This window comes from Paraburkholderia sp. BR14320, from assembly GCF_040948665.1.
Lineage (GTDB): Bacteria > Pseudomonadota > Gammaproteobacteria > Burkholderiales > Burkholderiaceae > Paraburkholderia > Paraburkholderia youngii.
In genome coordinates this window covers 70,392-88,682 of sequence record NZ_JBFPKG010000017.1, presented here as the reverse complement: position 1 = coordinate 88,682, position 18,291 = coordinate 70,392, and the positions used below count along the sequence as shown (strand labels likewise).

The 18,291-nt window shown below is 65.0% G+C and carries 15 protein-coding genes; 5 read left to right on the top strand and 10 right to left on the bottom strand.

Going from position 1 to position 18,291, the window contains the following annotated elements; genetic code table 11:
- Positions 1-34 precede the first annotated feature (34 nt).
- From ubiE to AB3X89_RS17970, 4 genes are all read right to left on the bottom strand, one after another.
- Positions 35-766, bottom strand: a complete 732-nt coding sequence (gene ubiE, locus AB3X89_RS17985; protein WP_368584477.1) for a bifunctional demethylmenaquinone methyltransferase/2-methoxy-6-polyprenyl-1,4-benzoquinol methylase UbiE — start codon at positions 764-766, stop codon at positions 35-37.
- 66 nt (positions 767-832) lie between these two features.
- Positions 833-1,246: a gamma-butyrobetaine hydroxylase-like domain-containing protein gene (locus tag AB3X89_RS17980; protein ID WP_013088372.1), complete on the bottom strand. Its 414-nt coding sequence runs from the start codon at positions 1,244-1,246 to the stop codon at positions 833-835.
- A gap of 97 nt (positions 1,247-1,343) precedes the next feature.
- Positions 1,344-1,772 (bottom strand): HIT family protein, encoded by a 429-nt coding sequence (locus AB3X89_RS17975; RefSeq protein ID WP_368584476.1) that lies wholly within the window; start codon positions 1,770-1,772, stop codon positions 1,344-1,346.
- A gap of 33 nt (positions 1,773-1,805) precedes the next feature.
- On the bottom strand, positions 1,806-5,912 hold the full coding sequence (locus AB3X89_RS17970; RefSeq protein WP_368584475.1) for a DUF3683 domain-containing protein: 4,107 nt from the start codon (positions 5,910-5,912) through the stop codon (positions 1,806-1,808).
- 543 nt (positions 5,913-6,455) lie between these two features.
- On the opposite strand from AB3X89_RS17970, the gene ilvA reads away from it, so the two are divergent.
- The 3 genes from ilvA to queF are packed head-to-tail and all read left to right on the top strand — an operon-like array spanning position 6,456 to position 9,729.
- On the top strand, positions 6,456-7,979 hold the full coding sequence (gene ilvA / locus AB3X89_RS17965; RefSeq protein ID WP_368584474.1) for a threonine ammonia-lyase, biosynthetic: 1,524 nt from the start codon (positions 6,456-6,458) through the stop codon (positions 7,977-7,979).
- A gap of 23 nt (positions 7,980-8,002) precedes the next feature.
- Positions 8,003-8,908 carry a 5'-nucleotidase gene (locus tag AB3X89_RS17960; protein ID WP_368584473.1) on the top strand — a complete coding sequence of 302 codons (906 nt, stop codon included), beginning with the start codon at positions 8,003-8,005 and terminating at the stop codon, positions 8,906-8,908.
- Positions 8,905-9,729: an NADPH-dependent 7-cyano-7-deazaguanine reductase QueF gene (gene queF / locus AB3X89_RS17955; protein WP_368584472.1), complete on the top strand. Its 825-nt coding sequence runs from the start codon at positions 8,905-8,907 to the stop codon at positions 9,727-9,729. Before AB3X89_RS17960 ends, queF begins: the two co-directional genes overlap by 4 nt.
- 86 nt (positions 9,730-9,815) lie before the next feature.
- Here the strand turns inward: queF and AB3X89_RS17950 are convergent, their stop codons facing one another.
- The 3 genes from AB3X89_RS17950 to AB3X89_RS17940 form a co-directional block, all read right to left on the bottom strand.
- A complete protein-coding gene (locus AB3X89_RS17950; RefSeq protein ID WP_008923846.1) occupies positions 9,816-10,202 on the bottom strand; it encodes a RidA family protein in 387 nt (128 codons plus the stop codon).
- A 72-nt stretch (positions 10,203-10,274) separates the two neighbouring features.
- On the bottom strand, positions 10,275-11,756 hold the full coding sequence (locus AB3X89_RS17945; RefSeq protein ID WP_368584471.1) for an amidohydrolase family protein: 1,482 nt from the start codon (positions 11,754-11,756) through the stop codon (positions 10,275-10,277).
- A gap of 3 nt (positions 11,757-11,759) precedes the next feature.
- A complete protein-coding gene (locus AB3X89_RS17940; RefSeq protein WP_368584470.1) occupies positions 11,760-12,650 on the bottom strand; it encodes a MurR/RpiR family transcriptional regulator in 891 nt (296 codons plus the stop codon).
- A gap of 155 nt (positions 12,651-12,805) precedes the next feature.
- Between AB3X89_RS17940 and AB3X89_RS17935 the strand changes: the two genes are divergently transcribed.
- The gene (locus AB3X89_RS17935) at positions 12,806-14,083 is read left to right on the top strand and encodes an amino acid deaminase (RefSeq protein WP_368584469.1); all 1,278 of its coding nucleotides are present in this window, start codon (positions 12,806-12,808) and stop codon (positions 14,081-14,083) included.
- 112 nt (positions 14,084-14,195) lie between these two features.
- Here the strand turns inward: AB3X89_RS17935 and AB3X89_RS17930 are convergent, their stop codons facing one another.
- Positions 14,196-14,699: a MarR family winged helix-turn-helix transcriptional regulator gene (locus AB3X89_RS17930; RefSeq protein WP_176125033.1), complete on the bottom strand. Its 504-nt coding sequence runs from the start codon at positions 14,697-14,699 to the stop codon at positions 14,196-14,198.
- 31 nt (positions 14,700-14,730) lie between these two features.
- A complete protein-coding gene (locus AB3X89_RS17925; protein ID WP_368584468.1) occupies positions 14,731-16,326 on the bottom strand; it encodes an MFS transporter in 1,596 nt (531 codons plus the stop codon).
- A 137-nt stretch (positions 16,327-16,463) separates the two neighbouring features.
- Here AB3X89_RS17925 and AB3X89_RS17920 point away from each other — a divergent pair, with 137 nt between their 5' ends.
- A complete protein-coding gene (locus AB3X89_RS17920) occupies positions 16,464-17,303 on the top strand; it encodes an EcsC family protein (protein ID WP_368584467.1) in 840 nt (279 codons plus the stop codon).
- Here AB3X89_RS17920 and AB3X89_RS17915 read toward each other — a convergent pair.
- Positions 17,270-18,238 carry an alpha/beta hydrolase gene (locus AB3X89_RS17915; RefSeq protein WP_368584465.1) on the bottom strand — a complete coding sequence of 323 codons (969 nt, stop codon included), beginning with the start codon at positions 18,236-18,238 and terminating at the stop codon, positions 17,270-17,272. The genes AB3X89_RS17920 and AB3X89_RS17915 overlap by 34 nt on opposite strands.
- Positions 18,239-18,291 lie beyond the last annotated feature (53 nt).

Sequence of the window (18,291 nt, the reverse complement as noted above, 5' to 3'; positions counted from 1 at the left end):
CACTTTCCTTTAAAAATCGATGGGTTAGAGGACCCTAGTATTTGGTCCCCACATGCAACGCTACCACGCCAGCTGACAAATTGTAATATTTGACGCCGTCGAGACCAGCTTGCTCCATCATAGTTTTCAAAGTTTCCTGGTCAGGATGCATGCGGATCGATTCCGCCAGGTACTGGTAGCTTTCCGCGTCCTTGGCGAAGCGCTCGCCGAGCCACGGCAACACCTTGAACGAATACAGATCGTAGACCTTCTTCAGCGGGTCCCATACCTTCGAGAACTCGAGCACGAGCAGCCGCCCGGCCGGTTTCAGCACACGCCGCATCTCGGCGAGCGCGATGTCTTTATGCGTCATGTTGCGCAAGCCGAACGCGACCGTCACGATGTCGAAATAGTTATCCGGAAACGGGATTTTTTCGGCATCGCAAAGCAGCGTCGGCGTAATGATGCCTTTGTCGAGCAGCCGGTCGCGGCCGACGCGCAGCATCGATTCATTGATGTCGGTATGCCAGACCTCGCCCGTCTCACCCGCCTGTTTGGCGAACGCTTTCGACAGATCGCCCGTGCCGCCCGCGATGTCGAGCACCTTGTAGCCCGGCCGCACGTTCGCCTGGGCGATCGTGAACACCTTCCACGCCCGGTGCAATCCGCCCGACATCAGGTCGTTCATCAGGTCGTAGTTGGCGGCCACCGAGTGGAACACCCCCGCCACTTTCTGCGCCTTGTCCTGTTCGTCGACCGATTGAAAGCCGAAGTGGGTTTTGCTCATCGCGCTCGTCCTTTCGCGTGTTCTTGAATGTTGCGCCGCTCGAGCGGCGTTCGGGAGCGAATCGTATCAGTGACAGTGCCCGTGCGCAGCAGCGGCGGGCACCATCGGCGTGTCGCGGTCGATGCCGGCCGCTGCCAGTTTGGCGAGATACGCGCGCCAGAGTTCATCCTGACGCACGGCCATGTCGTACAGCAGGTCCCACGAGTAGATACCGGTGGAGTGTCCATCGGAGAAAGTCGGCTGCAGCGCGTAATTGCCGACGCCTTCGATCATCGTGATCGTCACGTCGCGCTTGCCCGTCTGCAGCGTTTCCTGGCCGGGCCCGTGGCCCTGCACTTCCGCCGACGGCGAATACACGCGCAGCAGTTCGAACGGCAGCCGGTACGCTTCGCCGTTCGCGTACTGCAGTTCGAGCACGCGGGACTTAGAATGCACGACCACGCCGGTCGGCACCGGCGTCTCGGGAGTCAATCCGCTCATGTTGGCCTCATCAGATAACGGCGGGTGATAACGACGCATCGGCCGCCCTGCGCACCGACCGACGCCCGGCGGTGCGCGGCGGCGGATTCAGCGATGCTCAGCCCAGCGCCTGTTCGATTTCCTGCCGCACGGCTTCGCGCAGCAGCGTGGCGTGCGCCCGACGCGACGACAGCATCGCTTCGGACACCGTGCGCTGGCGCGGCGCCCAGATCGGCAGGGGGAAATGCGCGTCGTTCGAGAAACGCGGAATCACGTGCCAGTGCATGTGCGGCACCTGGTTGCCGAGGCTCGCGAGATTGACCTTCGCCGGCTGCATCACGCGCCGCTGCGCACGCTCGACCGCGTAGACGACCTTCATCACGTGATCGCGCTCGTCGGCGGAAAGATCCGAAAACTCGGCTACGTGAGCATTCCAGATGACCCGGCAAAAGCCCGGGTAGTCGTGTTCGTCGGCGAGGACGACTCGCAACGCGTCGTCCTGCCATAGCACATCGCCGCCGTCTTCACGGCAAAAAACGCAGTCCATCGTCGTCCTCGGCAAATATCGTCGGTCGTGCCATTAAACCAGCACGCGCTCGATTCCGCCATTGTTCGCCCGTTGCACGTAGTCCGCCATCCAGTTTTCGCCGAGCACGTGACGTGCCATCTCGACCACGATGTAATCGGCCTCGGTACCCGCGTCTTCGTTGTAGCGCGACAGCCCTTGCAGGCACGACGGGCAGCTCGTGAGGATCTTGACGTCGGTCGAAGCCGCGGTGCCGTTACCCGGCTGCGGACCGTCGCCGGCCTTCAGCACCGAACCGTTCGGCGCACCGGCGGATCCGGCCGATGCATTGGCCGGATTGATCGCGTTCGCGCCCGCTTCGGCAACGAGCGGGATGCCGCGCAGTTTCGCCGCGCCCTTGCGGATTTCCTCTTCCTTGCGGAAGCGCACCTGGGTCGAGATGTCGGGACGCGTGACCGCGAGCGTGCCCGACTCGCCGCAGCAGCGGTCGTTCTTCTCGATCTTGTAGCCGTCCTGCTCCGAACCCATCAGCTGGTTGACGAGCTTGACCGGGTCCATCGTCTTGATCGGCGAGTGGCACGGGTCGTGGTACATGTAGCGCACGCCGTTCACGCCATCGAGCTTGATGCCTTTTTCCAGCAGGTACTCGTGGATGTCGATGATCCGGCAGCCGGGGAAGATCTTTTCGAATTCGTAACCGGCGAGCTGGTCGTAGCACGTGCCGCACGACACCACCACCGTCTTGATGTCGAGGTAGTTCAGCGTATTGGCTACGCGGTGGAACAGCACGCGGTTGTCGGTGACGATCTGCTCGGCCTTGTCGTACTGGCCCGAGCCGCGCTGCGGATAGCCGCAGCACAGGTAGCCCGGCGGCAGCACGGTCTGCACGCCCGCCTCCCACAGCATGGCCTGGGTCGCGAGACCGACCTGCGAGAACAGCCGCTCGGAGCCGCAGCCCGGGAAGTAGAACACCGCTTCGGTATCGACGGTGGTCGTCTTCGGATTGCGGATGATCGGGACGATCTTGTTGTCCTCGATATCGAGCAACGCGCGCGCGGTCTTCTTCGGCAGGTTGCCCGGCATCTTCTTGTTCATGAAGTGGATCACCTGCTGCGTGATCGCCGGCTTGCCGACCGTGGCGGGCGGATGCGCGGTCTGCTTCTTCGTGAACTTCTTCAACACCTCGTTGCCGAGGCGTTGCGCCTTGTAGCCGACGCCCATCATCGCGGTGCGCGCGAGGTTGATGGTCTGCGGATTCGTCGCGTTCAGGAAGAACATGCCCGCCGCGTTGCCCGGGTTGAACTTCTTCTTGCCCATCTTGCGCAACAGGTTGCGCATGTTCATCGACACGTCGCCGAAGTCGATCTTCACCGGGCACGGCGTCACGCACTTGTGGCAGACAGTGCAGTGATCGGCGACGTCGTTGAACTCGTCCCAGTGCTTGATCGACACGCCGCGGCGCGTCTGCTCTTCGTACAGGAATGCCTCGACCAGCAAAGAGGTGGCGAGAATCTTGTTGCGCGGGCTGTACAGCAGGTTCGCGCGCGGCACGTGCGTCGCGCAGACCGGCTTGCACTTGCCGCAACGCAGGCAGTCCTTGATCGACTCGGAAATCGCGCCGATATCGGACTGCTGCATGATCAGCGACTCGTAGCCCATCAGGCCGAAGCTCGGCGTGTACGCGTTGCGCAGGTCCGCGCCTTCGAGCAGCTTGCCCGCGTTGAAGCGGCCGTGCGGATCGACACGCTGCTTGTACTTGCGGAATTCGCCGATCTCGTCGTCGGTCAGGAATTCGAGCTTGGTAATCCCGATGCCGTGCTCGCCGGAGATCACGCCGTCAAGCGAACGCGCGAGCTTCATGATGCGCGCGACCGCGGTGTGCGCGTCCTGCAGCATCTCGTAGTTGTCGGAGTTGACCGGGATGTTCGTGTGCACGTTGCCGTCGCCCGCGTGCATGTGCAGCGCAACGAACACGCGGCCGCGCAGCACCTGCTTGTGGATCGCCTGGGCTTCGTCGAGGATCGGCTTGAACTCGCCGCCGTTGAAAATCTGCCGCAATTCGGCGCGGATTTCCTGCTTCCACGACACGCGGATCGTGCGGTCCTGCGCGAGGTGGAAGACGGCTGCGTCCGGTTGCGCGTCGACGCGATCGGCGAACTTCTCGGCGAGCGATTCGTAGCCGAGGCCGACCAGATAGTGCTGCGCCTCGCGCAGCGACAAGTCGAGCTTGTCGCGCACGAATTCCCAGCGCGTGCGCACACGCGCGAGCAGATCGAGCGCCTGCTGCACGCGGTCTTCGAGCAGCTCGGCGCTCGGGATTTCGTTCGCGTCGTCGCTCTTGCCGAGCGGCAGCTTGCCGCCCTTGAAGAACGCTTCGAGCGCGTCGACCAGTTGCAGCTTGTTCTTCAGCGACAGCTCGATGTTGATGCGCTCGATGCCGTCCGTGTACTCGCCCATGCGGTCGAGCGGAATCACGACGTCTTCGTTGATCTTGAACGCGTTGGTGTGCTTCGCGATCGCGGCGGTGCGGCTGCGATCGAGCCAGAAGCGCTTGCGGGCCTCGGCGCTCACCGCGACGAAACCTTCGCCGCTCTTGCCGTTGGCCATGCGCACGACTTCGGACGTAGCCTGCGCGACCGCATCCGCATCGTCACCGACAATATCGCCGATCAGCACCATCTTCGGAAACGCGTTGCGCTTGCTCTTGGTCGCATAGCCGACCGCGCGCAGATAGCGCTCGTCGAGATGCTCGAGGCCCGCGAGAATCGCGCCGCCCTGGCGCGACGTTTCGAACAGGTAGTCCTTGATTTCGACGATGCTCGGAATCGCCTCGCGCGCCTGGCCGAAGAACTCGAGACAGACGGTGCGTGTATGCGCGGGCATCTTGTGCAGCACCCAGCGCGCCGACGTGATGAGACCGTCGCAACCTTCCTTCTGCACGCCCGGCAGCCCGGCGAGGAATTTGTCGGTGACGTCCTTGCCGAGGCCTTCCTTGCGAAATACGCGGCCCTTGATGTCGAGCGATTCGGTGCGCAGCAGCTTCTCGCCCGGCGCGTAGTTGCCGTCGAACCACTTGAGCTCGAAACGCGCGACTTCGATGTCGTGGATCTTGCCCATGTTGTGCTCGAGACGCGTGACTTCGAGCCAGTTCCCTTCCGGGTCGACCATGCGCCACCACGCGAGGTTATCGAGCGCCGTGCCCCACAGCACCGCCTTCTTGCCGCCCGCGTTCATCGCGACGTTGCCGCCGACGCAGGACGCGTCGAGCGAGGTCGGGTCGACCGCGAACACGAAGCCGGCTTGCTCGGCCGCTTCGGTCACGCGCCGCGTGACGACGCCCGCGCCCGAGAAAATCGTCGCGACCTTGCGATCGACGCCCGGCAGTTGGGTCATTTCGACCGGGCCGAGCTGCTCGAGCTTTTCGGTGTTGATGACGGCCGAGAACGGCGTGAGCGGCACCGCGCCGCCCGTGTAGCCGGTGCCGCCGCCGCGCGGAATCACGGTCAGGCCGAGTTCGAAGCAGGCCTTGATCATGCCGGCGATTTCGGCCTCGGAGTCCGGCGTCAGCACGACGAACGGATATTCGACGCGCCAGTCGGTCGCGTCGGTCACGTGCGAGACGCGCGACAGGCCGTCGAACTTGATGTTGTCTCTCTGCGTGACCTTGCCGAGCACGCGCGTGGTGCGGCGGCGCAGGTCGTAGGTCTGCTGGAATTCGCTGGCGAATTGGTCGATCGCGCGGCGCGCGGCCTGCACCAGCTTTTCGACGCGCGCGGCGCGCTCGACGCCGGCTTCGTCCCCGTGCTCGCGCAGATCGGCGCGGCGGCGCTTCTCGATTTCGGCGAGGCGGTGATTGAGCGCCTCGATCAGCAGCGCGCGGCGCTTCGGATTGTCGAGCAGGTCATCCTGCAGATACGGATTGCGGCGCACGACCCAGATATCGCCGAGCACTTCATACAGCATGCGCGCCGAGCGGCCGGTGCGGCGTTCGGCGCGCAGTTCGGCGAGCGCGTCCCAGGCATCGTTGCCGAGCAGGCGGATGACGATTTCGCGGTCGGAGAACGACGTGTAGTTGTAGGGAATTTCGCGCAGACGCGCTTCGGGATCGGCGGCCACCGCAGCGGCGGCGCCGTGCGGATCGAAAACTTGAGGTGCGTTCATGTTTGGACGACTCGGTAGGTCGGCCTGGCGCGCTCGTCACGAGGCGTCGGCCGACAATGCGCGTGGGGCGCAATGCTTGAAATCTTCTAGGGCTTCCAGGGGAGCGAACACGACCGGCGGCCAACTCACGGCGGTCGCTTCGCGGCACTCAGAGACAGCTACACGATCGCGCGTGGCGGACATGCCGCTCCGCCGCGGGGCAGGATTCGCGCGGAACGGGCATTAAATGGGCGATCCGAGGCTGCCAGTGCATCTTCCGATCCTTATTCCAAAATGGAATTCTACCGCATCATCCAGCCACGCGTTGACGGCGGGAACCTGGGCGGTGACGGTGCTTCGGGGGATTTGGCGGCGAATCCCGCGGCGTTTCGCATGCGCCCCATTGACCGGCCGGACGGTTTGGCAAACTTCGCTTTGCAGTGCCGAAACGGCCCCACCAAGGGCGTGCCACCCCTCCCCGCCGCGCGCGGAACGGCCAGAGGGGGCACCGTTGGCGCTATCATTGACGTTTTCCCGTCTCACATAGCGCACCGCGCGACCCGCATGGCTTCCCACGACTACCTGAAAAAGACCCTGACCGCGCGCGTCTACGACGTGGCGCGCGAGACCGAACTCGAACGCGCGCCGAACCTGTCGGCACGGCTGCGCAATCCGGTCTATCTGAAGCGCGAGGACAACCAGCCGGTGTTCTCGTTCAAACTGCGCGGCGCGTACAACAAGATGGCGCACATTCCGGCCGAAGCGCTCAGTCGCGGCGTGATCACCGCGTCGGCGGGCAATCATGCGCAGGGCGTCGCGTTGTCGGCCGCACGCATGGGCGTGAAGGCGATCATCGTCGTGCCGGTGACGACGCCGCAGGTCAAGGTCGACGCCATCCGCACGCATGGCGGGCCGACCGTCGAGGTCGTGCAGTTCGGCGAATCGTATAGCGATGCCTATGGTCACGCGGTCAAGCTGCAGGAAGATCGCGGCCTGACCTTCGTGCATCCGTTCGATGATCCATACGTGATCGCCGGCCAGGGCACCGTCGCGATGGAAATTTTGAGCCAGCACCAGGGGCCGATTCACGCGATCTTCGTGCCGATCGGCGGCGGCGGTCTCGCGGCCGGTGTCGCCGCATACGTGAAATCGGTGCGTCCGGAGATCAAGGTGATCGGCGTGCAGACCGATGATTCGTGCGCGATGGCCGCGTCGCTGAAGGCGGGCGAGCGCGTGACGCTGAACGAAGTGGGCCTGTTCTCCGACGGCACCGCGGTGAAGCTCGTCGGCGAGGAAACCTTCCGTCTGTGCAGCGAATATCTCGACGAAGTGCTGCTCGTGAACACCGATGCGCTGTGCGCGGCGATCAAGGACGTGTTCCAGGACACGCGCAGCGTGCTCGAACCGGCGGGTTCATTGGCGGTGGCGGGCGCGAAGCAGTACGCCGAACGGGAAGGCATCGAGAACCAGACGCTGATCGCGATCACGTCGGGCGCGAACATGAACTTCGACCGCATGCGCTTCGTCGCCGAACGCGCGGAAGTGGGCGAAGCACGTGAAGCCGTTTTCGCGGTGACGATCCCCGAAGAGCGCGGCAGCTTCAAGCGCTTCTGCGAGCTGGTCGGCACGCGCAGCGTCACCGAATTCAACTACCGGATCGCCGACGCGAACTCGGCGCATATCTTCGTCGGCGTGCAGATCCGCAATCGCAGCGAACCGGCGCAGATCGCCGGCGCATTCGAAGCGCACGGCTTCGCGACGGTCGATCTGACCTTCGACGAACTGTCGAAGCAGCACATCCGCTATATGGTTGGCGGCCGTTCGCCGCTCGCGCGCGACGAACGTCTGTTCCGCTTCGAGTTTCCCGAGCGTCCGGGTGCGCTGATGAAATTCCTGTCGTCGATGGCGCCGAACTGGAACATCAGCCTGTTCCACTATCGCAACCAGGGTGCGGACTACAGCTCGATTCTGGTCGGCATTCAGGTACCCGAGAGCGACCATGCAGCGTTCGAGCGCTTCATCGAAACGCTCGGCTATCCGTGCTGGGAAGAAACGAAAAACCCGGTCTATCGCCTCTTCCTCGCCTGATCTCTTCGGACCGGAACTCACCGATGGCGCTTTCGCTTGTCGACAAACTGGTGGTCGCAATCTCGTCGCGCGCGCTGTTCGACTTCGAGGAAGAGAACCGCGTCTACGAGGCCGGCGACCTGAAGGCCTACGAAGCGTTGCAGCGCGAGCGCCTGAACGTGCCCGCGAAACCGGGCGTCGCCTTTCCTTTGATCCGCAAGCTGCTCGCGCTGAACGCCGCCGGCGGTCATCGCGTCGAAGTGGTGATCCTGTCGCGCAGCGATCCGATCAGCGGCCTGCGCGCGTTTCATTCGTGCCGCGAACACGGGCTCGCGATCGAGCGCGGCGTGTTCACGCGCGGCCGCGCACCGTTCGGTTATCTGAAGCCGCTGAGCGCGTCGCTGTTTCTGTCGGCGAATCAGCAGGACGTGCGCGATGCGCTCGCCGCTGGCTTCCCTGCCGCACGCGTGTTGCCGGAATCGGCGAAAATGGCGAGCAAGTACCCGGACGAAATCCGCATTGCGTTCGACGGCGACGCGGTCTTGTTTTCCGACGAAGCGGAGCGCATCTTCCAGAAGGACGGCCTGCGCGCGTTCGTCGGTCACGAGATCGACAACAAGCATCTGCCGCTCGCGGACGGACCGCTCAAGCCGCTGCTCGAAGCACTGCACCGGTTGCAAAAACTCGCGGACGCGGCCGCGCCGATGCGCATTCGCACGGCACTGGTAACAGCACGCTCGGCCCCCGCGCATGAGCGCGCGATCCGCACCCTGATGGCGTGGAACATCGAAATCGACGAAGCGATGTTCCTCGGCGGCCTCGACAAAAGCGCATTTTTGCGCGAGTTCGAGCCCGACTTTTTCTTCGACGACCAGATCGGCCACTGCGAATCGGCCCGCGTCGTAACGGCGACCGGGCACGTGCTGAGTGGCATCGTGAACGCATCATGACACCCGAACAATCTCCGCTCGGCAAGTCCTCGACTTACACCGAACAATACGATCCGACGCTGCTGTTTCCGATTGCGCGCAGCCATGCGCGCGAGGCGATCGGCATTACCGCGCGACTGCCGTTTTTCGGCACCGACATCTGGAACGCCTACGAGCTGTCGTGGCTGAACGCGCGCGGCAAACCGCAAATCGCGGTCGCCACGTTCTTCGTACCGGCCGACTCGCCGAACATCGTCGAATCGAAATCGTTCAAGCTGTACCTGGGCTCGTTCGCGCAGACCGCCTTCGAATCGACCGAGGCCGTGCGCGACACGATCAGGCGCGACGTGTCCGCGTCGTGCGGCGCGACCGTGTCGGTGCATCTGTACACGCCGCACGAATTCGGCAAGCTGAAAATGGAAGAATTCGACGGCCTGTCGCTCGACCGGCTCGAACTCGAGGCGAGCGTCTATCAGCCGGATGCGTCGCTCCTGAGCGCGGCGCACGGCGAGGCGCCGGTCGAGGAAACGCTGTTCTCGAACCTGCTGAAGTCGAACTGCCCGGTGACCGGCCAGCCGGACTGGGGCAGCGTGCAGATCCACTATGCCGGGCCGCAGATCGATCACGCGGGTCTGTTGCGCTACATCATCTCGTACCGTAATCACACCGGCTTTCACGAGCAATGCGTCGAGCGGATCTTCGTCGACATCATGAAGATGTGCAAACCGCTGAAGCTCGCGGTCTATGCGCGCTACACGCGCCGCGGCGGGCTCGACATCAACCCGTTCCGCACCAACTACAACCTGCCGATGCCGGACAACATGCGGCTTGCGCGGCAGTAACGGTAAGCACCGCGGCAAACGCAACGAGGGCGCCGCAGGCCATCACAGCCTGCGGCGCCCTCATCACATCGAAGCCGTCAAAGCGCTCAGGCCGCCGGCTTCTTGTAAGCGACGCAATCCACCTCGACCTTGCAGTCGATCACCATCGACGACACCACGCACGCGCGCGCCGGCGGATTCTCGCCAAAATACTCGCGAAACACCTTGTTGAACGACGCGAAGTCGCGCGGATCGTCGAGCCACACGCCGCAACGCACGACGTGCTCGGCGCCGTAGCCCGCTTCCTTCAGGATCGCGAACACGTTCTGGATCGCTTTGTGCGATTGCTCGACGATGCCGCCGTTGATCACTTCGCCGTTTTCCATCGGCGTCTGGCCCGACACGAACAGCCAGCCGTCCGCTTCGACCGCGCGCGCGAACGGCATTACCTGACCGCCCGTTCCCTTTCCGCCTTCCACGCCATATCGCTTCATCGTCACACTCCTTAAAAAGTCGGGCACGTACGCGGCGCCCTCGCCGCGCGTGCCGCCATCAATCGATAAAAATCAGAACGCGCCCTGAGCATCGCCCTTCGACGGCGCACCGCGCGTGACGAACCGGCCGGCCCGCTCGCCCGTCACCGCGCCGTCGCGATACGACAGCACGCCGTTGACCCACACCGCGTCGATGCCGGCAGCGGGCTGCTGCGGCTTGTCGAAGGTCGCCACGTCGTGCACTTTCGCCGGATCGAACAGCACGAGGTCGGCGTGATAGCCGATATGCACTTCGCCGCGCTGCGCGAGACCGAAGCGGCGCGCGGACAGGCTCGTCATCTTGCGCACCGCTTCCTCGAGCGGCAGCAGCGCGGCATCGCGCGCATAGTGGCCGAGCACGCGCGGAAACGCGCCCCACAGCCGCGGATGCGGCAGCGGATCGTTCGGCAAGCCGTCCGAGCCGACCATCGTCGCCGGATGCGACAGGATGCGCCGCACGTCGTCTTCGGACATGTTGTGATAGACCGCGCCCGCCGGCTGCAGGCGCTTGCCCGCTTCCTGCTGCGACACGCCCCATTCGGCGGCGACGTCCTTGATCAGCTTGCCCGCCATCTCGGGATGCGGCTCGGACCACGTGATCGTGATGTCGATGTCGCCCGTCACCTGCTTGAGATCGAGCGTCGACGAACTGCGGTTGTACGGATAGCAGTCGCAACCGACCGGCTGCCCGCCGCGCGCGCCTTCGAGCGATTTCAGCACCTCGACGCTGCGCCCCCAGTTCGACGGCCCCGCGCACTTCAGATGCGAGATCACGACCGGCACGCGCGCATGACGGCCGACGCGGTAGGCCTCGTCCATCGCGTCGAGAATCGCGTCGAACTCGGTGCGCATGTGGGTCGTGTACAGCGCGCCCGCGGCCGCGAGCGGCTCGGCGAGCGCCATCACTTCCTCGGTCGGCGCGGCGAACGCCGAGCCGTATGCGAGCCCCGAGCTGAGACCCAGCGCGCCGTGCGCGAGCGCTTCCTCGAGCTGCGCGCACATGCGCTCGATTTCCTCGGCGGTCGCCGCGCGATCGAGCCGGTCCATCTGGTTATTGCGCAACGCCGTGTGGCCGATCAGCGCGCCGACGTTCACCGCCGGCCGCGCGGCGTTCACCGCGCTCACGTAGTCGGCGAAGGTCGGATACTGGAACGCATCGCGCTCGCCGAGCAGGTTCATCGGATCGGGCGGATCGCCCTTCAGCGACACCGGCGACGCGCTGATGCCGCAATTGCCGACGATCACCGTCGTCACCCCTTGGGTGATCTTCGGCAGCATTTGCGGCGAGCGGATCACGTGTGTGTCGTCGTGCGTGTGCACGTCGATGAAGCCCGGCGCGAGCGCGCGCCCCTCGGCCTCGATCACCTCTTCGGCAAGCCAGTTCGACAGATTGCCGATCGCGGCGATGCGCCCGTCGCGGATCGCCACATCGCGCTCGACGGGCGGTGCGCCCGTGCCGTCATACAGTTGCGCGCCGACGATCAGCGTGTCGGCGGCTTCGGGATGCGAATGCATGGATCAATCTCCTAACGGTTGTCGATCGCCGCCGCCGCGGTGCGCGTCGAGCGCGTGCTTCATGCGGCGCAGCAATTCGCGGCTCTCGTCGCCCTGGCTGACGGCAAGTTCGGTGACGAGCACATCGAGCGCCATCATCATCGCGTAACGGGATGACGACGGCTTGTAAATGAAGTCGGTTTCGAACGCGACGATCGGGATCAGCCAGTCGGCGAGCTTCGCCAGCGGCGACGCGGGCGCGGTCACCGCGACCACCGTCGCGCCATAGCTGCGCGCGATCTTGCAGTTCTCGACCATCTCCGGCACGCGCCCCGTGGTGGACAGCGCGATCACCACGCAGTCGCGCGACACCGTGCTCGCGACCATGCGCTGCAACAGCCCGTCCTGATAGGTCGCGACCGGGCGGCCGAGGCGCACGAGCCTGAAACGCATTTCGTCGGCGAGCGCGGTCGAACCGCCGCCCATGCCGAACACGTAGGTCATGCGCGCATTGCGCAGCGCGGCCGCCGCTTCGGCGAGCGGCGCCTGGCGCAGCAGTTGGTGATTGTGCGCGAGCGCGGTTTGCAGTTCGTCGAACACGCGCGTGGCGATCGGCTCGGGTGCGTCACTTGCTGCGTCGCGCTCGAGAAAACGCTGACCGACCGCGGCCGCCTGCGCGAGCCGCAGCTTCAGTTCGCGCACGTCGCGGCAGCCGACCGCCTTCGCGAAACGCGTGACGGTCGCGATGCTGACCTCGGCCTGCTGCGCGAGCGCGCCGATGCTCGCGCGCGACGCGCCGGTCAGATCGTCGAGAATCAGGGCGGCGACCTTGCGTTCGGCCGAGCGCAACTCCGGCGCGCATTCGGCGATGCGCGCGACGATGTCGAAAGCGAGCGGTTCGGCGCTACTGTTCATGGCGGGCGACGGGGTTCGCGGCACGGCTTTCGCGCCCCTTTCCGGCGGCCTTCGAAACCCGTGGTACTAAATAACATTTCTCCGGACATCGTACTTTCGGTAACATGGTAAAGTCAAATTTGATTCAATTTAACCGGACGATGGAGCACGGAGACATGAAAGTTACAAACTATCAGGGCGCGACGATTGATCCTTATAGCAAGGGCTTGGGCATGGTTCCGGGCACGAGCGTCCAGCTGAAGGATGCTGCGCGCCTCGAGTGGAACCTGCTTGCCGAGGACGTCAGCCTGCCGGCCGCCGTGCTGTACGAGGACCGCGTCGAGCACAACCTGAAGTGGATGCAGGCGTTCGTCGCCGAATACGGCGTCAAGCTCGCGCCGCACGGTAAGACCACGATGGCGCCGCAACTGTTTCGCCGTCAGCTCGAAACCGGCGCGTGGGGCATCACGCTCGCCACCGCTCATCAGGTGCGCGCGGCGTATCACGGCGGTGTGTCGCGCGTCCTGATGGCGAATCAGCTGGTCGGCCGCCACAACATGATGATGATCGCCGAGTTGCTCAGCGATCCGGATTTCGAATTCTTCTGCCTCGTCGATTCGGCCGAAGGTGTCGAGCAACTCGGCGAATTCTTCACCTCGGTGAAGAAGCCGCTGCAGGTGCTACTCGAACTCGGCGTGCCGGGCGGGCGCACCGGCGTGCGCGATGAAGCGCAGCGCAACGCGGTGCTGGACGCGATCGCGCGCTATCCGGACGTGCTGAAGCTCGCGGGCGTCGAACTGTACGAGGGCGTGCTGAAGGAAGAACCCGAGGTGCGCGCGTTCCTGCAAGGCGCGGTTGCGGTCACGCGCGAGCTCGTCGAGCAGGGGCGTTTCGCGCGCTCGCCGGCGGTGCTATCGGGCGCGGGATCGGCGTGGTACGACGTGGTCGCCGAAGAGTTCGCGCAGGCGACGCAAACCGGCAAGGTCGAGGTCGTGCTGCGGCCCGGCTGCTACCTGACGCATGACGTCGGCATCTATCGAAAGGCGCAGACCGACATCTTCAAGCGCAATCCGGTCGCGAAGAAAATGGGCGAAGGCTTGCTGCCGGCGCTGCAATTGTGGGCGTACGTGCAGTCGATTCCCGAGCCGGATCGCGCGATCATCGGCCTCGGCAAACGCGACTCCGCGTTCGACGCGGGCATGCCGGAGCCGGCGCGCCACTATCGTCCGGGCCAGCAAGCGCCGCGCGACATCGCCGCGAGCGAGGGCTGGGAAATCTTCGGTCTGATGGATCAGCACGCGTATCTGCGCATTCCCCCGGGCGCCGATCTGAAAGTGGGCGACATGATCGCGTTCGACATCTCGCATCCGTGCCTGACGTTCGACAAGTGGAAGCAGGTGCTGCTGGTCGATCCACAGTATCGCGTGAAGGAAGTGATCGAGACGTTTTTCTGATTGGATTGGAGTGGATTGCGCCGCGCTGAAGCGCGGGCTTTTCGACGATAGAAAAAAGGCTGTGAGCCCAAGGGCGCACAGCCTTTTTTTGTCGTCGCACGCGGAGAAAAAATCACACGCGTTGGGCCGCCTCGTCGCCGGCGGTTTCCTGGGCTGCTCCAGCGGCGCCGGCCGCTGCGCTCGCATTGGCCGCCACTTCGCCGATGCGCGTCTCCAGCATTTTCAGCGCGCTCGACAACGCCGCGAGCGCCTCATCCGGCAACCCGGCCATCGTGTCGTGCAAGAACGCCTGGCGACGCGGCAGGCTCGCTTCGGTCGCGTCGCGACCCGCCTCGGTCAGGCGCACGTTGGTCACGCGGTTATCGCGCGCATCCATGCTGCGCGCGATCCAGCCCAGGCTTTCGAGCGCCTTCAACTGCCGCGTCAGCGCGCCCGGATCGACGCGCAGCCGCTCGACGAGCCGCTTCTGCGACGACTCGCCGGCCTGCTCGTGCAGCGCGAGCAGAATGCGCCAGCGTGGCAGCGGATGACCCACCTGGGTCTCGAATGCCGACATGAAGGCCCGATACGTGCGACCAAATTGCTGCATGACGGCGACGCGGTCCTGTTCTTCCATAATCTGCCTGTCCAACACCAAGTCCAAAAAATCAGTCTGCGTGAATCACCGGCTCGAGCTTGCGCTGGAGCTTGACCGGCGGCACGCGGCGGCTTTGCCACACCGACACGACGGCGATCAGCGCGGCCATCGCGAGACCAAGATGAATCGCGCCGACCAGCGACTCGCGCGCGCTTTCGAGCAGCATCGCGCCGTTGTGGCCCGCGTGCGTCAGCTGATCGACGAGCGTGGTCTGCGCATCGCGGTTGATCAGGATCTGCGGATCGCCGAGATCGCCGAACCAGTGCGAAGCGCCCGCGCCTTCGAGCGCACTGCGCACGCCGCTCTTGTACATGTGGGTCACGAGGGTGCCGGTCAGCGCGGTGCCGATCATGCCGCCGATCATCCGCAGCGACTGCAGCAGCGCGGTCGCGATGCCGAGGTGTTCGCGGCCCGCGGTCTGCTGCGCGAAAATCGTCAGATTCGGCATCACGAAACCGAGCCCGAGGCCGCCGACGACCATGAACGACATCAGCACCCATTGCTGCATCGATCGGGTCGCGACGACGATGCCGAGGCATGACAGCGCGACCATCGCAAAGCCGATGTACAGCATCAGGTTCGGATTTCGGATCCGCGACACGACGCGCCCGTTCGTGATACTGCCGATCGTGATGAACACGACGAGCGGCGTGATAACGAGGCCCGCTTCTTTCGGCGACATGCCGAAGCCGCCCTGGAACAGCAGCGGTGCGTAGAACAACAGCGAGAACATCGTGAAGCCGCCGAGCACGGCCAGCGTGAACAGCGCGGCGAGGCTACGGTTGCGGAACATGTCGACTGGCAGGATCGCGGTCGGGCAGCGCTTTTCCCATTTCCACAGCGCGATGGCCGACGCGACGCTCAGCCCGAGCAGCGCGAACGCGCTCAGCGTGATGCCGTGCTTCGGCAGCAACTCGACGAACAGTTGCAGCGAGCCGAGCGCGATCGCGATCAACAGCGCGCCGGGCCAATCGAGCCGCATCTTGCCTTCATGCTCGACGTGCCGTAGATGCGGCAGGAAACGCCAGACGAAAAACAGCGACAGCAGCCCAACCGGCAGATTCACATAAAACACCGAACGCCAGCCGCAGTACTGCGTCAGAAAACCGCCAAGCGAAGGCCCGACCGCATTCGCGATGCCGAACGCCGAGCTCATCAGCACCTGCCAGCGCAACCGCACGACGGAATCGGGGAACAGATCGGGAATGCACGCGAACGCGGTGCCGACCAGCATGCCGCCGCCAATGCCCTGCAAGCCGCGGGCGAGCACGAGAAACAGCATGTCGTTGGCGGCGCCGCACAACACCGAGGCGCTGGTAAACACGACGATCGATGCGATCACGAACGGCTTGCGCCCGTAGTAATCGCCGAGCCGGCCGAAGATCGGCACGGTGATCACCGAGCTCAGCAGATACGAGGTGGCGACCCATGCGTACAGCTCGAAGCCCCGCAGTTCGGACACGATGGTGGGCAGCGCGGTGCCGACCACGGTCTGGTCGAGCGCGACCAGCATCGTGACGAACGAGATGCCGAGCATGGCCAGCAGGGATTCGCGGAACGGTAAGACTTGCCCACTCGAATGGTGGGCGGCGGTATGGACAGCCATTTTTGATGGAGCAAAAGTTGACGTGTCAAAAGATTGAAAATCATACCACGCTGCACCGCTCCGCGCGGGACGGAACACGCCTTGCAACGCGGTAGACTCACTTGCAGTACCCGCGCCATGACATGCCAGGGAGGCTCATGCAGCCGAGTTCGCTCGCAGCACCATCCTTATCGGAGCAAGACCTCGCCGCGCTGCGGCGCGCCAAACACCAGCTCGAAAGCCCCGCGCTCGCGATGAAGCTCGCCAGCGTCGTCGGCGCGCCGATCGAAAAGCTGCTGTCGCGCATTCCGGTGTTCGCCAACGAAAAAGTGTCCGATGCGACGCAGGCCGCGTTGCGCAAATGTCTGTCGATCGCGCTGCGCACGCTCGGCCGGCGCGACGACGCCAGGCTGCTCGCGCCGGACAAGCCGAACAACCTGCTGCACAAGTTCGCGGTCGCGACGACCGGCGCGGCTGGCGGCGCGTTTGGATTGCTCGCGCTGCCGGTCGAACTGCCCGTCACGACCACGCTGATGTTTCGATCCATCTGCGACATCGCGCGCAGCGAGGGCGAGGACCTGACCTCGGTCGACACACAGCTGCAATGCCTGACCGTGCTCGGCATGGGCGGCACCTCGAGCGAGGACGACGACGCCGACCTCGGCTACTTCTTCATGCGCGGCGCGCTCGCGCAGGCGGTGTCGAAGGCGTCGTCCGAGGTGGCCAGCAAGGGCTTCACGGCCCACGGCTCGGCGGCGCTGCTGCGGCTCATCAACGCGATCGCCGCGCGCTTTTCGGTGCAGGTCAGCGAGCAGATCGCGGCCAAATCGATTCCGGCGATCGGCGCGGTGCTCGGCGCGATGGTCAATACCGTGTTTATCGATCACTTCCAGCAGGTCGCGCACGGGCACTTCACCGTGCGGCGGCTCGAGCGGCAATACGGCCAGCAAACGATCGAAGCCGTCTATCGGACGCTCGACATCACACTCGACGCGTGAGCCCTGTTCGCGGCGCGGCTCGTCGCGCGTCGCACGAAGGCGGCCGCGCGATCGAGCGCGCGGTTCGCCTCCGGCATGAACGGCGCGAACAGCGGCCACACGTGCGGCAGCTTGTTCCACACCTCGCATTCGCAATCGACGCCTGCCGCGTGCGCGTTGTCGGCGACGCGGCGCGTGTCGTCGAGCAGCACTTCGGTGCTGCCCGCCTGCAGGAACAGCGGCGGCAGACCGTGCAGGTCCGCGTAGACCGGCGACGCGTACGGATGGATGGGCGGCGCATCGCCCAGATAGACCTTGGCCGCGCGCTCGATCGAGGCGCCGCAGAACATCGGATCGATGCTGTCGTTGGTGCGCAGGCTCGCGCCGGTCGTCGCCAGATCGGTCCACGGCGAGAACAGCAGACCGCCCGCGGGCATCGGCGCACCCGCGTCGCGCAGCGCGACCAGCGTGGCGAGCGCGAGACCGCCGCCGGCCGAGTCGCCGGCGATCACGATCGAGCTGGGTGCGATGCCCATCGCGAGCAACTGTCGGTAGGCGGCGGTGGCGTCGTCGAGCGCCGCTGGGAAGCGATGCTCGGGGGCGAGGCGGTAGTCGAGGGAGAAAAGCCGCGCGTCGGCGCGGGTCGCGAGAGCGAACGTCAGCGACCGATGCGTGCGCGGCGAGCAGAAGTAGTAACCGCCGCCATGGCAATACAGCACCGTAGGCTCCGCGCCGCCGGCCGTGCCGCCGTCCACGCGCTCCAGCCATTCGCCGACGAGCGGCGCGTTGCCTGCGCCGTACGTTTCGCGCAGATGCCAGCCGCGCGGCACGCGTGGCGACCACACGCGCTTCGACGTCAGCGCGCGCGCCCGTTCGACGTTGATAAACGGTTTGAGGGTTTCGGGCCGGAACTGCCTGCGCAAATACCAGCACGCGAGCGCGCTTTGCCAGCTCATCGGGACATGCTCCTTCGTTGAAGTCCCGTCATGGTACGTGGGTTGGCAGGGGC